The 20794-nt window shown below is 57.7% G+C and carries 20 protein-coding genes; all 20 read left to right on the top strand.

The window, feature by feature from the left end:
* Nucleotides 1-262 precede the first annotated feature (262 nt).
* The 20 genes from mnmG to HU718_RS00905 all read left to right on the top strand — a co-directional run bounded on the left by mnmG (nt 263) and on the right by HU718_RS00905 (nt 20785).
* Nucleotides 263-2161, top strand: a complete 1899-nt coding sequence (gene mnmG / locus HU718_RS01000; protein ID WP_016984066.1) for a tRNA uridine-5-carboxymethylaminomethyl(34) synthesis enzyme MnmG — start codon at nt 263-265, stop codon at nt 2159-2161.
* Nucleotides 2158-2802, top strand: coding sequence for a 16S rRNA (guanine(527)-N(7))-methyltransferase RsmG (gene rsmG / locus HU718_RS00995; protein WP_158830523.1), 645 nt, complete (start codon nt 2158-2160; stop codon nt 2800-2802). Before mnmG ends, rsmG begins: the two co-directional genes overlap by 4 nt.
* An 18-nt stretch (nt 2803-2820) precedes the next feature.
* Nucleotides 2821-3618: a ParA family protein gene (locus HU718_RS00990; RefSeq protein ID WP_007911909.1), complete on the top strand. Its 798-nt coding sequence runs from the start codon at nt 2821-2823 to the stop codon at nt 3616-3618.
* A 9-nt stretch (nt 3619-3627) separates the two neighbouring features.
* Nucleotides 3628-4500 (top strand): ParB/RepB/Spo0J family partition protein, encoded by an 873-nt coding sequence (locus tag HU718_RS00985; protein ID WP_034152184.1) that lies wholly within the window; start codon nt 3628-3630, stop codon nt 4498-4500.
* A 148-nt stretch (nt 4501-4648) separates the two neighbouring features.
* Complete coding sequence (locus HU718_RS00980; protein WP_008084411.1) at nt 4649-5056, top strand: F0F1 ATP synthase subunit I; 408 nt, start codon at nt 4649-4651, stop codon at nt 5054-5056.
* Nucleotides 5057-5072: 16 nt separating this feature from the next.
* Entirely contained in the window at nt 5073-5942 is an 870-nt protein-coding gene (gene atpB, locus HU718_RS00975; protein WP_007911917.1) for a F0F1 ATP synthase subunit A, read from the top strand.
* A 133-nt stretch (nt 5943-6075) separates the two neighbouring features.
* Nucleotides 6076-6333, top strand: a complete 258-nt coding sequence (gene atpE, locus HU718_RS00970) for a F0F1 ATP synthase subunit C (protein WP_003097235.1) — start codon at nt 6076-6078, stop codon at nt 6331-6333.
* 59 nt (nt 6334-6392) lie between these two features.
* On the top strand, nt 6393-6863 hold the full coding sequence (locus HU718_RS00965) for a F0F1 ATP synthase subunit B (RefSeq protein WP_003229781.1): 471 nt from the start codon (nt 6393-6395) through the stop codon (nt 6861-6863).
* A gap of 12 nt (nt 6864-6875) precedes the next feature.
* A complete protein-coding gene (locus HU718_RS00960) occupies nt 6876-7412 on the top strand; it encodes a F0F1 ATP synthase subunit delta (protein ID WP_007911956.1) in 537 nt (178 codons plus the stop codon).
* 21 nt (nt 7413-7433) lie between these two features.
* Entirely contained in the window at nt 7434-8978 is a 1545-nt protein-coding gene (gene atpA / locus HU718_RS00955) for a F0F1 ATP synthase subunit alpha (RefSeq protein ID WP_016984064.1), read from the top strand.
* Nucleotides 8979-9028: 50 nt separating this feature from the next.
* The gene (gene atpG / locus HU718_RS00950) at nt 9029-9889 is read left to right on the top strand and encodes a F0F1 ATP synthase subunit gamma (protein WP_122593026.1); all 861 of its coding nucleotides are present in this window, start codon (nt 9029-9031) and stop codon (nt 9887-9889) included.
* Between the two features lie 27 nt (nt 9890-9916).
* Nucleotides 9917-11296: a F0F1 ATP synthase subunit beta gene (gene atpD / locus HU718_RS00945; RefSeq protein WP_007911961.1), complete on the top strand. Its 1380-nt coding sequence runs from the start codon at nt 9917-9919 to the stop codon at nt 11294-11296.
* Nucleotides 11297-11341: 45 nt separating this feature from the next.
* Nucleotides 11342-11767, top strand: a complete 426-nt coding sequence (locus HU718_RS00940; protein ID WP_007954164.1) for a F0F1 ATP synthase subunit epsilon — start codon at nt 11342-11344, stop codon at nt 11765-11767.
* Nucleotides 11768-11885: 118 nt separating this feature from the next.
* On the top strand, nt 11886-13253 hold the full coding sequence (gene glmU / locus HU718_RS00935) for a bifunctional UDP-N-acetylglucosamine diphosphorylase/glucosamine-1-phosphate N-acetyltransferase GlmU (RefSeq protein WP_186613192.1): 1368 nt from the start codon (nt 11886-11888) through the stop codon (nt 13251-13253).
* A gap of 160 nt (nt 13254-13413) precedes the next feature.
* Nucleotides 13414-14190, top strand: a complete 777-nt coding sequence (locus HU718_RS00930) for a DeoR/GlpR family DNA-binding transcription regulator (RefSeq protein ID WP_186613194.1) — start codon at nt 13414-13416, stop codon at nt 14188-14190.
* 2 nt (nt 14191-14192) lie between these two features.
* Entirely contained in the window at nt 14193-16025 is a 1833-nt protein-coding gene (glmS, locus tag HU718_RS00925; RefSeq protein ID WP_150707715.1) for a glutamine--fructose-6-phosphate transaminase (isomerizing), read from the top strand.
* 198 nt (nt 16026-16223) lie between these two features.
* The gene (locus HU718_RS00920) at nt 16224-16979 is read left to right on the top strand and encodes a LexA family transcriptional regulator (protein WP_150728938.1); all 756 of its coding nucleotides are present in this window, start codon (nt 16224-16226) and stop codon (nt 16977-16979) included.
* Nucleotides 16980-17050: 71 nt separating this feature from the next.
* Nucleotides 17051-17977, top strand: a complete 927-nt coding sequence (locus HU718_RS00915; RefSeq protein WP_186613197.1) for a LysR family transcriptional regulator — start codon at nt 17051-17053, stop codon at nt 17975-17977.
* A 105-nt stretch (nt 17978-18082) separates the two neighbouring features.
* Nucleotides 18083-18709, top strand: a complete 627-nt coding sequence (locus HU718_RS00910) for a glutathione S-transferase family protein (RefSeq protein WP_150707722.1) — start codon at nt 18083-18085, stop codon at nt 18707-18709.
* A gap of 45 nt (nt 18710-18754) precedes the next feature.
* Nucleotides 18755-20785 (top strand): pyridoxamine 5'-phosphate oxidase family protein, encoded by a 2031-nt coding sequence (locus HU718_RS00905; RefSeq protein ID WP_186613199.1) that lies wholly within the window; start codon nt 18755-18757, stop codon nt 20783-20785.
* The last annotated feature ends 9 nt before the right edge of the window (nt 20786-20794 follow it).

Here is a 20794-nt window from a genome sequence, read left to right as displayed (position 1 = left end):
TTGAAACTCTGTACATATTGAATATAAAGGCCTGTAGCAATCTATCCACAGAAAGCGTGCTCAGTAAGAATAAACATAAAAACAAAGGTTTTATAAATTTCTCTCTTTTTTATTCTTTTAACCTCGAGTTCTCCACAGCTGGTTAAATTTTGTGCAAAGGGTTCTTTAGGAAGGGCGAAGTCCCTATACTTGTCGACCAGGTCCAGAAACCTGATCTCAAACTATTCCTGAATTACCTACTTAAGCAGGCACGAGGTGCGTGGTGGATTTCCCTTCCCGTTTTGAAGTGATCGTCATCGGCGGCGGTCATGCCGGTACCGAGGCAGCACTGGCCTCAGCACGTATGGGGGCAAAAACCCTGTTGCTGACGCATAACGTGGAAACCCTCGGTGCCATGAGTTGCAACCCGGCCATCGGTGGCATTGGCAAAAGCCATCTGGTCAAGGAAATCGATGCCCTCGGCGGCGCGATGGCCACGGCTACCGATTTGGGTGGCATCCAGTTTCGTGTGTTGAACAGCCGCAAAGGCCCAGCCGTACGGGCGACTCGTGCGCAAGCCGACCGGATTCTGTACAAAGCCGCTGTCCGCGAAATCCTCGAAAACCAACCGAACCTGTGGATATTTCAACAAGCGGCTGATGACCTGATCGTCGAGCAGGAACAGGTCCGTGGTGTTGTCACGCAAATGGGTCTGCGCTTCTTCGCCGATTCCGTGGTGTTGACCACCGGTACCTTCCTTGGTGGACTTATCCACATCGGTTTGCAGAATTTTTCCGGTGGCCGCGCCGGTGATCCGCCGTCGATCGCCCTGGCTCACCGTTTGCGTGAACTGCCACTGCGTGTCGGTCGCCTGAAAACCGGCACACCACCGCGTATCGACGGCAAGTCTGTGGATTTCTCGGTGATGACCGAGCAACCAGGCGATACGCCGATCCCGGTGATGTCGTTCATGGGCAACAAGGAACAGCATCCACGCCAGGTCAGTTGCTGGATTACTCACACCAACGCCCGCACCCACGAAATCATTGCCGCGAACCTCGATCGTTCGCCGATGTATTCCGCTGCCGGTGAAATCGAAGGCATCGGCCCGCGCTATTGCCCGTCGATCGAAGACAAGATTCACCGCTTTGCCGACAAGGAAAGCCATCAGGTGTTTATCGAACCGGAAGGTTTGACCACCCATGAGCTGTATCCGAACGGGATATCCACAAGCTTGCCGTTCGACGTGCAATTGCAGATCGTGCAATCGATTCGCGGCATGGAAAACGCACACATCGTGCGTCCGGGTTATGCGATCGAGTACGACTACTTCGATCCGCGCGATCTGAAGTACAGCCTCGAAACCAAAGTCATCGGCGGTCTGTTCTTCGCCGGGCAAATCAACGGCACCACCGGTTACGAAGAAGCCGGCGCTCAAGGTTTGCTCGCTGGCGCCAACGCCGCACTGCGCGCCAAGGGCAAAGAAGCCTGGTGCCCGCGTCGCGATGAAGCGTACATCGGTGTATTGGTCGACGACCTGATCACCCTCGGTACCCAAGAGCCGTACCGCATGTTCACTTCCCGTGCCGAGTACCGCCTGATCCTGCGCGAGGACAACGCCGACCTGCGTCTGACCGAAAAAGGTCGCGAGCTCGGTCTGGTCGATGACGCGCGTTGGGCGGCCTTCTGCAAGAAACGCGAAAGCATTGAACTCGAAGAGCAGCGCCTGAAAAGCACCTGGGTTCGCCCGAACACGCAGCAGGGCGATGCGATTGCCGAGAAATTCGGCACGCCGCTGACCCACGAATACAACTTGCTCAACCTCTTGAGTCGTCCGGAAATCGACTACGCTGGTCTGGTCGAAGTGACCGGCAACGGCGCCGAAGATCCACAGGTCGCCGAGCAGGTTGAAATCAAGACCAAATACGCCGGTTACATCGACCGTCAACAGGACGAAATCGCCCGTCTGCGCGCCAGTGAAGACACCAAATTGCCTGTGGATATCGATTACACCAACATTTCCGGTCTCTCCAAGGAGATCCAGAGCAAGCTCGGCGCGACTCGACCAGAGACGTTGGGCCAGGCTTCGCGGATCCCGGGTGTGACCCCGGCAGCGATTTCGCTGTTGATGATTCATTTGAAAAAACGCGGCGCGGGCCGTCAGTTGGAGCAAAGCGCTTGAGTTCTAAGGTCACTTCGCAACACGCCGAAGAGTTATCCACAGGAGCCCGCGAGCTCGGTGTCAATCTCACTGAAACCCAGCACGAGTTGCTGTTGGGTTATCTGGCCCTGTTGATCAAATGGAACCAGGCCTACAACCTGACCGCGGTGCGTGATCCGGACGAAATGGTTTCGCGGCACTTGCTCGATAGTCTCAGCGTGATGTCGTTCATCGAAAACGGTCGTTGGCTCGACGTCGGCAGCGGCGGCGGCATGCCGGGGATCCCGTTGGCGATCCTGTATCCGGACTCGCAAGTGACCTGTCTGGACAGCAATGGCAAGAAAACCCGCTTCCTGACTCAAGTCAAACTCGAACTCAAACTGGATAACCTGCAAGTTATCCACAGTCGTGTCGAAGCTTTCCAGCCTGCAGAGCCGTTCAACGGGATCATTTCCCGGGCGTTCAGCAGCATGGAGAACTTCACCAACTGGACTCGCCATCTCGGCGATGCCGATACACGCTGGCTGGCAATGAAGGGCGTTCATCCGGCCGATGAGCTGGTAGCATTGCCGGCAGACTTCAAACTCGATAGCGAACACGCCCTGGCCGTACCCGGTTGCCAAGGCCAACGCCATCTGCTGATACTGCGCCGCACGGCATGATTGGGAACACAAGCAAGAATGGCTAAGGTATTCGCGATAGCGAACCAAAAGGGTGGTGTGGGCAAGACCACCACCTGCATCAACCTCGCAGCATCCCTGGTCGCGACCAAGCGGCGGGTGCTGTTGATCGATCTCGATCCACAGGGCAACGCCACCATGGGTAGCGGTGTGGATAAACACGGCCTGGAAAACTCGGTCTACGACCTGCTGATCGGCGAATGCGATCTGGCCCAGGCCATGCACTATTCCGAGCATGGCGGTTATCAACTGCTGCCGGCCAACCGCGATCTGACGGCGGCTGAAGTGGTACTGCTGGAAATGCAGATGAAGGAAAGTCGTCTGCGCAGCGCGCTGGCGCCGATCCGTGAAAACTACGATTACATTTTGATCGACTGCCCGCCGTCGCTGTCGATGCTCACGCTGAACGCACTGGTCGCTGCTGACGGGGTAATTATCCCCATGCAGTGCGAGTACTTTGCGCTCGAAGGTCTCAGCGACCTTGTGGATAACATCAAGCGCATCGCCGAACTGCTCAATCCGAACCTGAAAGTCGAAGGTTTGCTGCGGACCATGTACGACCCGCGCCTGAGCTTGATGAATGACGTTTCGGCGCAGCTCAAGGAACACTTCGGCGAGCAACTCTACGACACGGTGATCCCGCGCAATATCCGTCTGGCCGAAGCGCCGAGCTACGGCATGCCGGCGCTGGCCTACGACAAGCAATCGCGCGGCGCCTTGGCTTATCTGGCCCTGGCCGGCGAGATGGTTCGTCGTCAGCGCAAAAACTCACGCATTGCCGCCGCTCAGGCAACTTAAGGAATCCCCATGGCCGTCAAGAAACGAGGTCTCGGACGTGGACTGGATGCACTGCTGAGTGGTCCGACCGTCAGCGCGCTGGAAGAACAAGCGGCGCAAGCTGACACCCGCGAGCTGCAGCACTTGCCGTTGGATCTGCTGCAGCGCGGCAAATACCAGCCGCGCCGCGACATGGATCCGCAGGCGCTGGAAGAACTGGCAGCGTCGATCAAGGCGCAAGGCGTGATGCAGCCGATCGTGGTGCGCCCAATTGGCGGTGGCCGCTTCGAGATCATCGCCGGTGAACGTCGCTGGCGCGCGAGCCAGCAAGCCGGGCAGGAAACCATCCCGGCGATGGTCCGCGATGTGCCGGATGAAACCGCAATCGCCATTGCGCTGATCGAGAACATCCAGCGCGAAGACCTCAATCCGATCGAAGAAGCGGTGGCCCTGCAGCGTTTGCAGCAGGAATTCCAACTGACTCAGCAGCAAGTTGCCGAGGCTGTGGGTAAGTCCCGCGTCACTGTGGCTAACCTGTTGCGGCTTATTGCACTGCCGGAAGTCATCAAGACCATGTTGTCTCACGGCGACCTGGAAATGGGTCATGCCCGTGCTTTGCTCGGTCTGCCGGACAATCAACAGGTTGAAGGGGCGCGACATGTTGTCGCACGCGGTCTCACCGTGCGCCAAACTGAGGCACTGGTTCGCCAGTGGTTGAGTGGCAAACCGGAGCCTGTGGAAGCGACCAAACCCGACCCGGATATCGCCCGTCTCGAACAGCGTCTGGCCGAGCGCCTAGGCTCTGCGGTGCAGATTCGCCACGGCAAGAAGGGAAAGGGGCAGTTGGTGATCGGTTATAACTCGCTCGATGAGCTTCAAGGTGTGCTCGCACACATCCGCTGAAACATTTCCTCATGTAGCGCGCAGTCGGAAATCACTACCTGACAGTTGAATAGGGGCAGAACCGCCCCTATACTCTGCGCGCATTTTGTCGGCACAAATTATGCCAAGTTATTGAATTCTGGCAGCCGACCATTGGAGAGCAAACGTGATGGAAACCCGCAAGCCAAACCGCCTGCCGTTCCATCGCCTGGCGGTTTTTCCGGTGTTGATGGCTCAATTTGTCATTTTGCTCATTGCCGCTTTGGCGCTTTGGCAATGGCACGGAGTCGTTGCCGGATACTCGGGACTTTGCGGAGGCCTGATAGCCTTGCTGCCCAATGTTTATTTTGCTCACAAGGCATTTCGGTTTTCCGGCGCCCGAGCAGCCCAGTCCATCGTCCGGTCATTTTATGCCGGCGAGGCAGGCAAACTGATTTTGACGGCAGTGCTCTTTGCACTGGTGTTTGCAGGTGTGAAGCCACTGGCGCCGATAGCAGTATTCGGCGTGTTCGTGCTGACTCAGTCGGTCAGCTGGTTCGCTCCCCTGCTGATGAGAACAAGACTTTCGAGACCTTAGGGCGTTTGAGGCAACCATGGCAGAAACAACCGCTTCGGGCTATATCCAGCACCACTTGCAGAACCTGACCTTCGGTCAGCTACCTAACGGCGGCTGGGGCTTTGCCCATACCGCAGCAGAAGCCAAAGAAATGGGTTTCTGGGCTTTCCACGTCGATACTCTCGGCTGGTCGGTCGCGTTGGGTCTGATCTTCGTGCTTCTTTTCCGCATGGCGGCAAAGAAAGCGACTTCGGGTCAGCCGGGTGCTTTGCAGAACTTCGTTGAAGTATTGGTCGAATTCGTCGATGGCAGCGTGAAAGACAGCTTCCATGGCCGTAGCCCGGTGATTGCACCGCTGGCACTGACCATCTTCGTCTGGGTGTTCCTGATGAACGCCGTCGACCTGGTACCGGTCGACTGGATTCCTCAACTGGCCATCCTGATCTCCGGTGACCACCACATCCCGTTCCGCGCCGTGTCGACTACCGACCCGAACGCGACCCTGGGCATGGCGTTCTCGGTTTTCGCACTGATCATTTTCTACAGCATCAAGGTCAAGGGCTTCGGCGGCTTCATCGGCGAACTGACCCTGCACCCGTTCGGCAGCAAGAACATCTTCGTTCAAGCCCTGCTGATCCCGGTGAACTTCCTGCTGGAATTCGTGACCCTGATCGCTAAACCGATCTCTCTGGCTCTGCGACTGTTCGGCAACATGTATGCCGGCGAGCTGGTGTTCATTCTGATCGCTGTGATGTTCGGCAGCGGTCTGCTCTGGCTGAGCGGCCTGGGCGTTGTTCTGCAGTGGGCGTGGGCTGTGTTCCACATCCTGATCATCACGCTGCAGGCGTTCATCTTCATGATGCTGACCATCGTCTACCTGTCGATGGCGCACGAAGAAAACCATTAAGGCCAGTCTCGACTAGTCTGATGTCCTTCCCGGTCAAACGGGAAGGGGCTCTTCACAGGGCACCTGAAACGATTTGTTTTACCGCTTTAATCTAAAAAACCTAAACCATACGACGTAAAAGTCGGGAGGAAAGATGGAAACTGTAGTTGGTCTAACCGCTATCGCTGTTGCACTGTTGATCGGCCTGGGCGCACTGGGTACCGCAATTGGTTTCGGCCTGCTGGGCGGCAAGTTCCTGGAAGGCGCAGCGCGTCAGCCAGAAATGGTTCCAATGCTGCAAGTTAAAATGTTCATCGTTGCCGGTCTGCTCGACGCCGTAACCATGATCGGTGTTGGTATCGCTCTGTTCTTCACCTTTGCGAACCCGTTCGTTGGTCAGATCGCTGGCTAATTACCCGGATTCTTCCGAGTAATTTGATGTGATGGACAACGTAACTGCGAGGTGTTGGCGTGAACATTAATGCGACCCTGATTGGCCAGTCCGTTGCGTTCCTGATTTTTGTACTGTTCTGCATGAAGTATGTATGGCCTCCGGTCATCGCTGCTCTGCACGAACGTCAAAAGAAGATCGCTGATGGTCTGGACGCTGCCAGCCGTGCAGCTCGCGACCTGGAGTTGGCCCAAGAAAAAGCGGGTCAGCAACTGCGCGAAGCGAAAGCTCAGGCAGCTGAAATCATCGAGCAAGCCAAGAAACGCGGTAACCAGATTGTCGAAGAGGCCGTTGAAAAGGCCCGTGTCGATGCTGACCGTGTGAAGGTTCAGGCTCAAGCCGAGATCGAACAGGAACTGAACAGTGTCAAAGACAAGCTGCGCGCCCAAGTGGGTTTGCTGGCTGTCGGCGGCGCCGAGAAGATCCTGGGTGCCACAATCGATCAAAACGCGCACGCAGAGCTGGTTAACCAACTGGCTGCTGAAATCTAAGCGAGGGCGATCATGGCAGAACTGACCACGTTGGCCCGACCTTACGCTAAGGCGGCCTTCGAGCACGCTCAGGCCCACCAGCAACTGGCCAATTGGTCAGCCATGCTCGGCCTGGCTGCAGCGGTGTCGCAAGACGACACCATGCAGCGCGTGCTCAAGGCCCCGCGACTGACGAGCGCAGAAAAGGCCGCCACGTTTATTGACGTGTGCGGCGACAAGTTTGATGCCAAGGCACAGAACTTCATCAATGTCGTTGCCGAAAACGACCGTCTCCCGCTTCTGCCGGAGATTGCCGCTCTTTTCGACCTGTACAAGGCCGAACAAGAGAAGTCGGTAGACGTTGAAGTGACCAGTGCTTTTGCATTGAACCAAGAACAGCAAGACAAACTCGCCAAGGTTCTCAGTGCACGACTCAACCGGGAAGTGCGCCTGCAAGTTGCGGAGGATGCTGCCCTTATAGGTGGTGTTGTTATCCGCGCCGGCGACCTGGTTATCGATGGCTCGATTCGCGGCAAAATCGCGAAACTTGCCGAAGCATTGAAATCTTGAGTTTGAAGGGGCAGCAGAGCAATGCAGCAACTCAATCCTTCCGAAATAAGTGAAATTATCAAGGGCCGCATCGACAAGCTCGATGTGACCTCCCAAGCCCGTAACGAAGGCACTGTCGTCAGCGTATCTGACGGCATCGTGCGGATTCACGGTCTGGCCGACGTTATGTACGGCGAGATGATCGAGTTTCCGGGCGGCGTCTACGGTATGGCCCTCAACCTGGAGCAAGACTCCGTAGGTGCCGTTGTACTGGGCGCTTACCAGTCTCTGGCTGAAGGCATGAGCGCCAAGTGCACCGGCCGCATCCTCGAAGTTCCTGTTGGTAAGGAACTGCTGGGTCGCGTAGTCGACGCACTGGGTAACCCTGTTGACGGCAAAGGTCCACTGGGCAACACCGAGACCGACGCGGTCGAGAAAGTTGCTCCGGGCGTGATCTGGCGTAAGTCGGTAGACCAGCCTGTACAGACTGGCTACAAGGCTGTCGATGCCATGATCCCTGTCGGCCGTGGCCAGCGTGAGCTGATCATCGGTGACCGTCAGATCGGTAAAACCGCTCTGGCGATCGACGCGATCATCAACCAGAAAGACAGCGGCATTTTCTGCGTCTACGTAGCTATTGGTCAGAAGCAATCGACCATCGCCAACGTGGTTCGCAAGCTGGAAGAAAACGGCGCCCTGGCCAACACGATCATCGTGGCTGCCAGTGCTTCGGAATCTCCTGCGCTGCAATTCTTGGCACCGTACTCCGGTTGCACCATGGGTGAATTCTTCCGCGACCGCGGTGAAGACGCGCTGATCGTTTATGACGATCTGTCCAAGCAAGCAGTGGCTTACCGCCAGATTTCCCTGCTGCTGCGCCGTCCACCAGGCCGTGAAGCTTACCCAGGCGACGTGTTCTATCTCCACTCCCGTCTGCTGGAGCGCGCATCCCGCGTTTCGGAAGAATACGTAGAGAAGTTCACCAACGGCGCAGTGACCGGCAAAACCGGTTCCCTGACCGCACTGCCGATCATCGAAACCCAGGCTGGCGACGTTTCCGCGTTCGTTCCGACCAACGTGATTTCCATCACCGACGGTCAGATCTTCCTGGAATCGGCCATGTTCAACTCGGGCATCCGTCCTGCAGTGAACGCCGGTGTTTCGGTATCCCGTGTGGGTGGTGCCGCTCAGACCAAGATCATCAAGAAGCTCTCCGGTGGTATCCGTACCGCTCTGGCTCAGTACCGTGAACTGGCGGCATTCGCCCAGTTCGCTTCTGACCTGGACGAAGCGACCCGTAAGCAACTTGAGCATGGTCAGCGCGTTACCGAGCTGATGAAGCAGAAGCAATACGCACCAATGTCGATCGCTGACATGGCGCTGTCGCTGTATGCCGCTGAGCGTGGGTTCCTGACTGACATTGAAATCGCCAAGATCGGCAGCTTCGAACAAGCGCTGATTGCTTTCTTCAACCGCGATCACGCCGATTTGATGGCCAAGATCAACGTTAAAGGTGACTTCAATGACGAAATCGACGCTGGCATGAAAGCCGGTATCGAGAAGTTCAAGGCCACCCAAACCTGGTAAGCCGCAGCGGGAGCCGCGAGGCTCCCGCTTGCTAACCTGATAGGTGTTACATGGCAGGCGCAAAAGAGATTCGCAGTAAGATTGCGAGCATCAAAAGCACGCAAAAGATTACCAGCGCCATGGAAAAAGTGGCGGTCAGCAAAATGCGCAAGGCACAAATGCGCATGGCTGCTAGCCGTCCTTATGCGGAGCGTATCCGCCAGGTTATTGGGCATCTGGCCAACGCCAACCCGGAATACCGCCACCCGTTCATGATCGAGCGCGCCATCAAGCGTGTCGGTTATGTTGTGGTGAGCAGTGACCGTGGTTTGTGCGGCGGCTTGAATACCAACCTGTTCAAGGCCCTGGTCAAGGACATGGCGGTAAACCGCGAAAACGGCGTCGAGATTGATCTGTGTGTCGTTGGTAGCAAGGGTGCGGCCTTTTTCCGCAACTTCGGCGGTAACGTCGTTGCAGCTATCAGCCACCTGGGTGAAGAGCCGTCGATCAATGATCTGATCGGCAGCGTCAAGGTGATGCTGGATGCCTACCTGGATGGCCGTATTGACCGCCTGTCCGTGGTGTCCAACAAGTTCATCAACACCATGACGCAGCAGCCTACCGTGGAGCAGTTGATTCCACTGGTGGCCACCCCGGATCAGGATCTCAAGCACCACTGGGACTACCTCTACGAACCGGATGCCAAAGAGCTGCTTGACGGCTTGATGGTCCGCTACGTTGAGTCGCAGGTCTACCAGGCGGTGGTCGAGAACAACGCGGCTGAACAAGCTGCGCGGATGATCGCGATGAAGAACGCTACCGACAACGCCGGTGATTTGATCAGCGATTTGCAGCTGATCTACAACAAGGCGCGTCAGGCTGCGATCACCCAAGAGATCTCGGAAATCGTCGGCGGCGCTGCCGCGGTTTAACGGTTCAAATATTCAGAGGATCCAGCTATGAGTAGCGGACGTATCGTTCAAATCATCGGCGCCGTTATCGACGTGGAATTTCCACGCGACAGCGTACCGAGTATCTACAACGCGCTGAAAGTAGTGAGCGCGGCTGAAACCACCCTGGAAGTTCAGCAGCAGCTGGGCGACGGCGTGGTTCGCACCATTGCGATGGGTTCCACCGAAGGCTTGAAGCGCGGTCTGGAAGTTACCGACTCTGGCGCAGCCATCTCCGTACCGGTCGGTAAAGCGACCCTGGGCCGGATCATGGACGTCCTCGGTAACCCGATCGACGAAGCTGGCCCGATCGACACCGAAGAGCGTTGGGGCATTCACCGTCCAGCGCCTTCGTTCGCTGAACAGGCAGGCGGCAACGACCTGCTGGAAACCGGCATCAAGGTTATCGACCTGGTTTGCCCGTTTGCCAAAGGCGGTAAAGTCGGTCTGTTCGGTGGTGCCGGTGTAGGCAAAACCGTAAACATGATGGAACTGATCCGTAACATCGCCATCGAGCACAGCGGTTATTCCGTGTTCGCCGGTGTGGGTGAGCGTACTCGTGAGGGTAACGACTTCTACCACGAGATGAAGGACTCCAACGTTCTGGACAAAGTGGCACTGGTTTACGGTCAGATGAACGAGCCGCCGGGTAACCGTCTGCGCGTAGCACTGACCGGTCTGACCATGGCCGAGAAGTTCCGTGACGAAGGTAACGACGTTCTGCTGTTCGTCGACAACATCTATCGTTACACCCTGGCCGGTACTGAAGTATCCGCACTGCTGGGCCGTATGCCCTCGGCAGTAGGTTACCAGCCGACCCTGGCTGAAGAGATGGGCGTTCTGCAAGAACGTATCACTTCGACCAAGGAAGGTTCGATCACTTCGATCCAAGCGGTATACGTACCTGCGGATGACTTGACCGACCCGTCGCCAGCGACCACCTTCGCCCACTTGGACGCCACCGTCGTTCTGTCCCGTGACATCGCTTCCCTGGGTATCTACCCAGCGGTAGATCCACTGGATTCGACTTCGCGCCAGCTGGACCCGAACGTAATCGGCCAGGACCACTACGACACCGCTCGCGGCGTTCAGTACGTTCTGCAACGTTACAAAGAGCTGAAGGACATCATCGCGATCCTGGGTATGGACGAGCTGTCGGAAGCCGACAAGCAGTTGGTAAACCGTGCTCGTAAGATCCAGCGCTTCTTGTCGCAGCCGTTCTTCGTGGCTGAAGTCTTCACTGGTGCTTCGGGTAAATACGTTTCCCTGAAAGACACCATTGCTGGCTTCAAAGGCATCCTCAACGGTGACTACGACCACCTGCCAGAACAAGCGTTCTACATGGTTGGCGGCATCGAAGAAGCGATCGAGAAAGCCAAGAAACTGTAATCCCGGCGCCCGGCAACGGGCGCTCATTTAGGTTGAGGCAATCAGATGGCTATGACAGTCCATTGCGATATCGTCAGCGCGGAAGGGGAAATCTTTTCCGGCCTGGTCGAGATGGTGATTGCGCACGGTGCACTGGGTGATCTTGGTATCGCTCTGGGTCACGCGCCGCTGATCACTAATCTGAAGCCAGGTCCGATCCGCCTGATCAAGCAAGGCGGGGAAGCCGAGGTGTTCTACATCTCCGGTGGTTTCCTCGAGGTTCAGCCGAACATGGTCAAGGTGCTTGCCGATACCGTGCAACGCGCCGCCGACCTGGATGAAGCTCAAGCCCAGGCAGCTCTCAAGGCTGCCGAAGCTGCTCTGCACGAGAAGAGCGCAGATTTCGACTACGGAGCTGCGTCCGCACGTCTGGCCGAGGCTGCAGCTCAGCTGCGCACCGTCCAGCAGATCCGCAAGAAGTTTGGCGGTTAATCCGTCAGCCGCTTGTTGTGCGATTGATAAAAAAGGGTAGCCTCGGCTACCCTTTTTTCTTTTCCGAATTTCCGAAACCCGGTCGCAGTTGCTGACCACCCAGGATTGGTAGCCAGTCATGTCTCTTGAAATCGTTATCCTCGCGGCCGGTCAAGGCACCCGTATGCGTTCGGCGCTGCCGAAAGTGCTGCATCCGATTGCCGGCAACTCCATGCTGGGTCATGTTATCCACAGCGCCCGGCAACTTGATCCACAGCGCATCCATGTGGTCATCGGCCATGGCGCGGATGTGGTGCGCGAACGTCTGGCTGCTGATGATCTGAATTTCGTCCTGCAGGACAAACAACTCGGCACCGGCCACGCCACTGCTCAAGCGGTGCCGTTCATTACTGCCGACACCGTGCTGATCCTCTACGGTGACGTGCCGCTGATTGAAGTCGAAACCCTGCAACGGCTGCTCAAGCATGTTGTGACCGGGCAAATGGGCTTGCTCACCGTCGAGCTGGATGACCCGACCGGTTACGGCCGCATCGTGCGCGATGCCGACGGCAAGGTCGCTGCCATCGTTGAGCACAAAGATGCCAGCGAAGCCCAGCGCGCCATAACTGAAGGCAACACAGGCATTCTCGCGGTACCGGCCAATCGTCTGGCGGACTGGATGAGTCGTCTGTCGAACAACAATGCCCAAGGCGAGTACTACCTGACCGATGTGATCGAAATGGCGGTCAGCGATGGCCTGGTTGTCGCCACAGAACAACCGCATGATCCAATGGAAGTGCAGGGCGCCAACGATCGCAAGCAATTGTCAGAGCTGGAGCGCCATTACCAGTTGCGCGCCGGTCGGCGGTTGATGGCGCAAGGCGTTACCTTGCGGGATCCGGCACGTTTCGATGTGCGTGGCGAAGTGACCGTGGGTCGTGACGTGCTGATCGACATCAACGTGATCCTCGAAGGCAATGTGGTCATCGAAGACGACGTAGTCATCGGCCCGAATTGTGTGATCAAGGACAGCACCCTGCGCAAAGGCGTGGTGATCAAAGCCAACTCGCACATTGAAGGTGCCGTTCTGGGCGAGGGCAGTGATGCCGGCCCGTTCGCGCGTCTGCGTCCAGGCACCGTGCTCGAAGCGCGCGCACATGTGGGTAACTTTGTTGAATTGAAAAACGCCCACATGGGCGAAGGCGCCAAGGCCGGACACCTGACATATCTGGGCGATGCCGAGATCGGAGCGCGCACCAACATCGGCGCGGGCACCATTACCTGCAACTACGACGGCGCCAACAAGTGGAAAACCGTGTTGGGTGCAGACGTTTTCATCGGCTCCAATAATTCGTTGGTCGCGCCTGTGGATATTTCTGCCGGTGCGACCACGGCGGCCGGGTCGACCATCACGCAGAATGTGGACAACGCGCAGTTGGCCGTGGGCCGAGCGCGGCAGAGAAATATCGACGGTTGGAAACGGCCGGAGAAGATCAAAAAGAGCTGAGTTATCCACAGCGGCTTTTTGAAGATCAAAAGATCGCAGCCTTCGGCAGCTCCTACGGAGACTGTTGGGGTTGCGATTTTTTTTGGGTGACCGCTTGACGATTTAGAGCCGATAGGTTTTGATTGCTTACGTTATCTTTCGAAACGAAACTTAAGCCGCCATGTCGAAACGCAACACGCCGCAACGTCGCCACAACATCCTCGCCTTGCTCAACGAGCAGGGCGAAGTCAGTGTGGATGAACTGGCCAAGCGCTTCGAAACCTCCGAAGTTACGATTCGCAAGGATCTCGCCGCACTGGAAAGCCACGGTCTGTTGCTGCGCCGCTACGGCGGGGCGATCACCATGCCGCAGGAACTGGTCGCGGAAACGGCGCAGAGCGTTTCCAAGTACAAACAGGCCATCGCCCGTGCAGCGGTGAAACGCATCCGCGAACACGCGCGCATCATCATCGACAGCGGCAGCACCACCGCCGCGATGATCCCCGAACTTGGCCAGCAGCCGGGTTTGGTGGTGATGACCAACTCCCTGCACGTCGCCAACGCCCTGAGCGAACTCGAGCACGAACCGGTGCTGTTGATGACCGGCGGCACCTGGGATCCGCATTCGGAATCCTTTCAGGGCCAGGTCGCCGAGCAAGTACTACGCTCTTACGACTTCGATCAGTTGTTCATTGGCGCCGACGGTATTGATCTGGTGCGCGGCACGACGACTTTCAATGAATTGCTGGGACTGAGCCGGGTCATGGCTGAAGTGGCGCGGGAAGTCATCGTCATGGTCGAGGCCGACAAGATCGGTCGCAAGATTCCCAATCTGGAACTGCCGTGGAGCAGCGTCCATACCCTCATTACCGATGATCGCCTGCCTAGCGAGGCGCGTGATCAGATACAGGCCCGCGGTATCAACTTGATTTGCGCGGCTGTCAGTCAGGAGAAATAAGCATGTGTGGAATTGTCGGCGCAGTTGCTGAACGTAATATCACCGCCATCCTGCTCGAAGGCCTCAAGCGCCTTGAATACCGCGGCTACGACAGCGCCGGTGTCGCGGTCTTCACCAACGACGAAACCCTCGAGCGCATGCGTCGCCCGGGCAAGGTCAGCGAACTTGAAGCGGCGCTGGCCGAACACCCGTTGGTCGGCCGTCTCGGCATTGCCCACACCCGTTGGGCGACTCACGGCGCGCCGTGCGAACGCAACGCCCACCCACATTTCTCCGGCGACATCGCCGTGGTGCACAACGGCATCATCGAAAACCACGAAGCCCTGCGTGAACAACTGAAAGCGCTGGGCTACGTGTTTACGTCGGACACCGACACCGAAGTCATCGCCCACCTGCTCAATCACAAGCTCAAGGATCAGCCAGACCTGAGCGTTGCGCTTAAAGCAACGGTGAAGGAACTGCACGGTGCTTACGGCCTGGCCGTGATCAATGCCAAACAACCGGATCGTCTGGTCGCCGCGCGCAGTGGTAGCCCGTTGGTGATCGGTCTGGGCCTGGGTGAGAACTTCCTTGCTTCCGACCAGTTGGCGCTGCGTCAGGTCACCGACCGCTTCATGTATCTGGAAGAAGGCGATATCGCCGAAATTCGCCGCGATAACGTGCAGATCTGGGACGTCAACGGCAATGCCGTCGAGCGCCAGACCGTGCAGTACAGCGATGGCGCCGAAGCCGCCGACAAAGGTGAGTTCCGCCACTACATGCTCAAGGAAATCCACGAGCAACCAACCGTTGTACAGCGCACCCTTGAAGGTCGCTTGAGCAATGATCAGGTGCTGGTGCAAGCATTCGGCCCACAAGCGGCCGAGTTGTTCGCCAAAGTCCGCAATGTACAAATCGTCGCATGCGGCACCAGTTATCACGCCGGGATGGTTGCGCGTTACTGGCTTGAAGAATTAGCCGGCATTCCTTGCCAAGTCGAAGTCGCCAGCGAATTCCGCTACCGCAAAGTAGTGGTGCAGCCGGACACCCTGTTCGTGACTATCTCGCAGTCCGGCGAAACCGCCGACACCCTGGCGGCCCTGCGCAACGCCAAAGAGCTGGGCTTCTTGGCCAGCCTGGCGATCTGCAACGTCGGCATCAGCTCGCTGGTGCGCGAGTCCGATCTGACCCTGCTGACTCAGGCCGGCCGCGAAATTGGTGTGGCCTCCACCAAAGCCTTCACCACGCAATTGGTCGGCCTATTGCTGCTGACGCTGTCGCTCGGCCAGGTGCGCGGTACCTTGGCCGACGGCGTTGAAGCCCGTCTGGTCGAAGAACTGCGTCGCCTGCCAACCCGTCTCGGCGAAGCACTGGCCATGGACAGCACCGTGGAAAAAATCGCCGAGCTGTTCGCCGAGAAGAACCACACCCTGTTCCTCGGTCGTGGCGCGCAATTCCCGGTGGCGATGGAAGGTGCCCTGAAACTCAAGGAAATCTCCTATATCCACGCCGAAGCCTACCCGGCTGGCGAACTGAAACACGGCCCGTTGGCACTTGTGGATAACGACATGCCCGTGGTCACCGTGGCGCCGAACAACGAACTGCTGGAAAAGCTCAAATCCAACCTGCAGGAAGTCCGCGCCCGTGGCGGCGAACTGATCGTGTTCGCCGACGAAAAAGCCGGGATGACCAACGGCGAAGGCACCCACGTGGTGCAGATGCCGCATATCCACGACATTCTCTCGCCAATCCTCTACACGGTTCCGCTGCAGTTGCTGTCGTACTACGTTGCGGTGCTCAAGGGCACGGACGTCGATCAGCCGCGTAACCTGGCGAAGTCGGTGACGGTGGAATAAGTTATCCACAGCTGACCTACGCACAAAAAAATCGCAGCTTCGGCTGCGATTTTTTTTGCGAAGAACAATTTAATGCAGTCGGTTTTTGTGAGCTTTAGGATGTATGTGATCTTTTAACGGTTTTATCTGCTTGATTTATCGTCCTATAAATCATAGATTGCTGATGAATGGTGATTTTCGTGATGATTTGGAGATGATGTGGCGATATTGATTGATGGACCGAATGCGGACTTTGCCAGTCGTCTGATCGGTAAGCGTGGAGAAAAAGGCCTTACTCAACAGGATTTGGGCGCATTGGTTGGTATAGATAAGCGAACCATTTCACAATATGAAAACGGCCATAGCTTCCCACGGGCAGAGACCATCCGGCGCCTTGCAGCGAGCCTGGAAGTAGATGCAACTTGGCTCGCAACGGGAAACACGGTAGATGACCACAAGTTTTTTGCTGAGCGACGGCGTCATGTTCGCGATCAAGGTTTGAAGGTTGACGTATCGCTAGTGTTCATTGAGGACTGGAAAACACTTTCGTCGGGATCGGTTGGAATGCCAATCTTCAATGCAGAGGGTAAGTACGGACCGAAAAGTGCAGACATTCATGCCTTCGTTCCTGTGATCAAGACTTTTTTTGATCAGCACAGGGCAACCGTTTTTCCCGGCGCGTTGCCATACCTCACCCAGTACCCTGGCGGATCTGTGTTGATTTTCGACGCAGCACTCACGGCGGTCGAAGATATTGATAGTGGAAGTGATGTGATCTACCGGTATCGTGGCGAGGAAAATGCGCCTGGGCTGCGGCGTTTAGCCAAGGAGCCCGGTCAGAGTGAGGCTGTCTTGATGCCTCTTGACCCTGCGATGCCCCAAGGCCCAATTGCTCTGGATCCGCTGGACATCGAGATTCTGGGCACTGTAATCAGTCATATCATTCGTCGATCTCCTGATATCCCTGCGCGTTGAATAATTGGTAAGGCCAGAACTAATTCCATAAATGGAAGAACGGCATTTCCTTTTTGATCGAGGTCTCTTCCATGGATCGCTTCCAGGAAATGCACATCTTCACCACTGTCGCCCAAGAGCAAGGTTTCTCCGCCGCCGCGCGGCGTCTGGGTGTCTCTGCGGCGAGCGTGACGCGGGCGGTGGCGGCGCTGGAGTTGCGCATCGGCACGCAGTTGCTGATTCGTACTACGCGCAGTGTGCATTTGAGCGAAGCGGGGCAGCGTTATCTGGAAGACTGTCGGCGGATTCTCGCCGAGGTGCAGGAGGCAGAGGATTCGGCGGCGGGCAGTCATGCCGAGCCGCGTGGGCAACTGACGGTGACGGCGCCGGTGTTGTTCGGTGATTTGTTTGTGACGCCGGTGATGGCGCGTTATCTGGCGCAGTACCCGGATGTCACGATCAATGCGGTACTGGTTGATCGTATCGTCAACATGGTTGAGGAGGGCATCGATGTCGCGGTGCGCATTGGTGATCTACCGGACAGCAGTCAGCATGCTGTTCGCGTGGGTGAGGTGCGTCGGGTTATTTGCGGCTCGCCGGACTACTTTGCCAAATATGGCCGGCCGGCTCATCCCCACGCATTGGCGGGCGCGCCAGTGGTGGCGACTTCAGCGATTGGCCAGCAACGCAGTTGGCCGTTTCTCGACGCGGGCGAGCCGCTCAGCGTGCGTCCTGAGCCGCGTCTGATCGTGACCGCCAATCAGGCTGCGATTACAGCAGCTTGCACGGGCTTGGGTTTGACCCGGGTGTTGTCCTATCAAGTGGCGAGTCAGGTTGCCGCCGGCACACTGGAAATCGTCCTCGCCGAATTTGAACTGCCACCGCTGCCGATCCACGTCGTGTATCAGGGCGGGCGCAAGGCGCCAGCGCGGATCCGCAGTTTTGTCGATTTCACGGCAGAGGCTTTGCGCGAACATCCGGCCTTGAAAAATGCTGCGTTATTTCACTCAGTGAAATAATCGATTGCAGTTGCTGGTGATTCTGTTCTTTTCGCGATAAGTGGAAGATGGCCTGCATCGGCGCTCTCATCCCCGCAGCGGCGCCACTGTTCAGCGGAGTCGACCATGCAAGCGATCAAACTCTACAACTTTCCACGTTCCGGCCACGCCCACCGTGTCGAGCTGATGTTGTCCCTGCTGCAACTGCCGACCGAGTTGATCTTCGTCGATCTGGCCAACGGTGAGCACAAGCAGCCGGCGTATCTGGCGATCAACAGTTTCGGCCAGGTACCGGCCATCGATGACGACGGCGTGGTGCTGGCCGACTCCAACGCAATTCTGGTTTATCTCGCGCAGAAATACGGCCACGGTCGTTGGCTGCCAACCGATCCGGTCGGTGCGGCACGTGTGCAGCGCTGGTTGTCGGCTGCCGCCGGACCGATTGCTTTCGGCCCCGCCGCTGCGCGATTGGTCACGGTGTTTGGTGCCCAACTGAATGCAGAAGAAGCGATTACCCGTGCGCACAACCTGCTCAAGGTGATGGACATCGAGTTGGGCAAAACGCCGTATCTGGCCGGCGCCGAACCGACTATTGCCGACGTTTCGGCCTACAGTTACATCGCCCACGCACCGGAAGGCAATGTGTCGCTGGATGACTACGGCAACGTTCGCGCCTGGTTGGCCCGGGTTGAAGCCTTGCCTGGTTTCGTCGGCATGCCGCGCACCGTCGCCGGTCTGCAAACCACCGCCTGATTTTCGCAATCCACACTGTGCCGACGGTGCAGGGGAGAGGTCGTGATGGAACGTTCACCGTGGCACGCTGGCGAGCAACAGTTACAGGCCTATGTCGGCGTTGCCGAACGCATGGAAGCCTTCGGGCGCAAGGTGATTCGCACCTGGATGCCGGATCAGCACCGTGAGTTCTATCAGCAACTGCCCTTCATGCTGTACGGCGCAGTCGATGCAGATGGGCGCCCGTGGGCCAGTGTGCTCGAAGGCGCGCCGGGGTTTGCCCATTCGCCCGATCCTGAGCATCTGCATTTCGCCAGCCAGCCTGCTGCCGATGACCCGGCGCAACTGCGTAACGGCGAACCGATCGGTTTGCTCGGTATCGAATTGCACACCCGCCGGCGCAATCGCCTCAACGGCCATGTCGGTAATCTGAGCGCTGATGGTTTTGACGTGAACGTGGATCAGGCCTTCGGTAATTGCCCGCAGTACATTCAGTTGCGCCAGTTTCAGCGGGTACCCCTGACGGATCCGCAGACCCGCCCGGCTGAGCATCTGAACGGCCTTGATGTTGCGGCCATTGCGCTGATCACCGGCGCCGATACGTTCTTCGTCGCCAGTTATGTGGATGTCGAGGGCGATCGCGCGGTGGATGTTTCCCACCGGGGTGGCCAGGCCGGTTTCGTACGGGTGGAGGGCAATCGTCTGACTATCCCCGATTTCGCCGGCAATCTGCACTTCAACACCCTCGGTAATTTGTTGCTGAACCCCAAGGCTGGCCTGCTGTTCATCGACTTTTCCACAGGCGATCTGCTGCAACTCAGCGGGCGTACCGAGATCCTTCTCGATGACCCGCAGATCGAGGCCTTTCAAGGCGCGGAGCGGTTGTGGACATTTGAAGTAGAGACAATGGTTCGGCGCCCGGCCGCACTGGCGTTGCGCTGGCGCTTCGACGGCATGTCGCCGACCAGCCTGTTGACCGGTAACTGGGCCGAAGCCGATGCGCGTTTGCAGGCGCAGGCGCTGGGCAATCAATGGCGGCCGTTGCGCGTGGCGAAGATCGAGGCGGAAAGCCGCAGCATCCGTTCAATCTATCTGGAGCCAACCGATGGCGCCGGTTTGCCGGTGTTTCTCGCGGGCCAGCATTTGCCGCTGCGTTTCACCATTGATGGCGAGGTGCATATCCGCACCTACAGCCTTTCGAGTGCGCCATCGGATGGTTTCTACCGGATCAGCGTCAAGCGCGAAGGGCTGATTTCGTCGCACCTGCATGAGCAGATCCGCGTTGGCGATGTGCTTGAGGCGCGGGCGCCGCAGGGGCATTTCACCGTGACACCGCTGGAGCAGCGACCGTTGGTGCTGCTGGCCGCCGGTGTGGGCATCACGCCGTTGCTGTCGATGCTGCGCGAGGTGGTCTACCAAGGCTTACGCACGCGGGGGATTCGTCCGACGCTGTTGTTGCAGAGTTCGCGCAGTCTGGCGGACCAGCCGTTTCGCCAGGAGCTGGATCGTTTGCTGGAAACCGCAGGCGACTCTGTGCGAGTCCTGCGCTTGCTCAGTCAGCCGGAAGCCGATCTGCAAGAGGGCGAAGATTTTGATGTGCGTGGGCGCATCGACGGCACTGTGCTGAGAAACCTGCTGGATGCCGAAGATTTCGACCAGCTCGACTTTGTGCTTTGCGGCCCCGGTGGTTTTACCCAAGGGTTGTACGACACCCTGCGCGAGCTGGATGTACGTGACGCGCAGATTCATGCGGAAACCTTTGGCCCGTCGACCCTGAAACGTCAGGCCGATCCGGATGCGATCGTGATCGAGCAACCGCCCGCAGCGACCACTTCGGTGCCGGTGGTGTTCGAGCGCTCGGCAAAAGAGGCGCGCTGGCAGCCCGATGGCGGCAGTTTGCTGGAGCTGGCAGAAAGTCGGGGGTTACGCCCGGAGTTCAGTTGCCGCGGTGGCTCGTGCGGTACGTGCAAGACCCGGCTGGTCAGTGGTGCGGTGAATTATCCACAGGTACCGGCGGATATTCCGGAAGCGGGACATGTGCTGATTTGCTGTGCGGTCCCGGCGCAAAGCACGCAGCCTTTAGTGCTGGATCTGTAATTCCGAATC

The organism is Pseudomonas tensinigenes (assembly GCF_014268445.2).
Classification (GTDB): Bacteria; Pseudomonadota; Gammaproteobacteria; order Pseudomonadales; family Pseudomonadaceae; genus Aquipseudomonas; species Aquipseudomonas tensinigenes.
Note: the sequence above shows the minus strand (reverse complement) of the source record. Positions and strands in the feature narration are given on the sequence as shown.

Excerpts from the sequence above, each read along its gene's own strand:
- HU718_RS00990 (WP_007911909.1), top strand. The coding sequence starts at position 2,821 with ATGGCTAAGGTATTCGCGATAGCGAACCAAAAGGGTGGTGTGGGCAAG.
- HU718_RS00985 (WP_034152184.1), top strand. The coding sequence starts at position 3,628 with ATGGCCGTCAAGAAACGAGGTCTCGGACGTGGACTGGATGCACTGCTG.
- HU718_RS00980 (WP_008084411.1), top strand. The coding sequence starts at position 4,649 with ATGGAAACCCGCAAGCCAAACCGCCTGCCGTTCCATCGCCTGGCGGTT.
- atpB (WP_007911917.1), top strand. The coding sequence starts at position 5,073 with ATGGCAGAAACAACCGCTTCGGGCTATATCCAGCACCACTTGCAGAAC.
- atpE (WP_003097235.1), top strand. The coding sequence starts at position 6,076 with ATGGAAACTGTAGTTGGTCTAACCGCTATCGCTGTTGCACTGTTGATC.
- HU718_RS00960 (WP_007911956.1), top strand. The coding sequence starts at position 6,876 with ATGGCAGAACTGACCACGTTGGCCCGACCTTACGCTAAGGCGGCCTTC.
- atpA (WP_016984064.1), top strand. The coding sequence starts at position 7,434 with ATGCAGCAACTCAATCCTTCCGAAATAAGTGAAATTATCAAGGGCCGC.
- atpG (WP_122593026.1), top strand. The coding sequence starts at position 9,029 with ATGGCAGGCGCAAAAGAGATTCGCAGTAAGATTGCGAGCATCAAAAGC.
- atpD (WP_007911961.1), top strand. The coding sequence starts at position 9,917 with ATGAGTAGCGGACGTATCGTTCAAATCATCGGCGCCGTTATCGACGTG.
- HU718_RS00940 (WP_007954164.1), top strand. The coding sequence starts at position 11,342 with ATGGCTATGACAGTCCATTGCGATATCGTCAGCGCGGAAGGGGAAATC.
- glmU (WP_186613192.1), top strand. The coding sequence starts at position 11,886 with ATGTCTCTTGAAATCGTTATCCTCGCGGCCGGTCAAGGCACCCGTATG.
- HU718_RS00930 (WP_186613194.1), top strand. The coding sequence starts at position 13,414 with ATGTCGAAACGCAACACGCCGCAACGTCGCCACAACATCCTCGCCTTG.
- glmS (WP_150707715.1), top strand. The coding sequence starts at position 14,193 with ATGTGTGGAATTGTCGGCGCAGTTGCTGAACGTAATATCACCGCCATC.
- HU718_RS00915 (WP_186613197.1), top strand. The coding sequence starts at position 17,051 with ATGGATCGCTTCCAGGAAATGCACATCTTCACCACTGTCGCCCAAGAG.
- HU718_RS00910 (WP_150707722.1), top strand. The coding sequence starts at position 18,083 with ATGCAAGCGATCAAACTCTACAACTTTCCACGTTCCGGCCACGCCCAC.
- HU718_RS00905 (WP_186613199.1), top strand. The coding sequence starts at position 18,755 with ATGGAACGTTCACCGTGGCACGCTGGCGAGCAACAGTTACAGGCCTAT.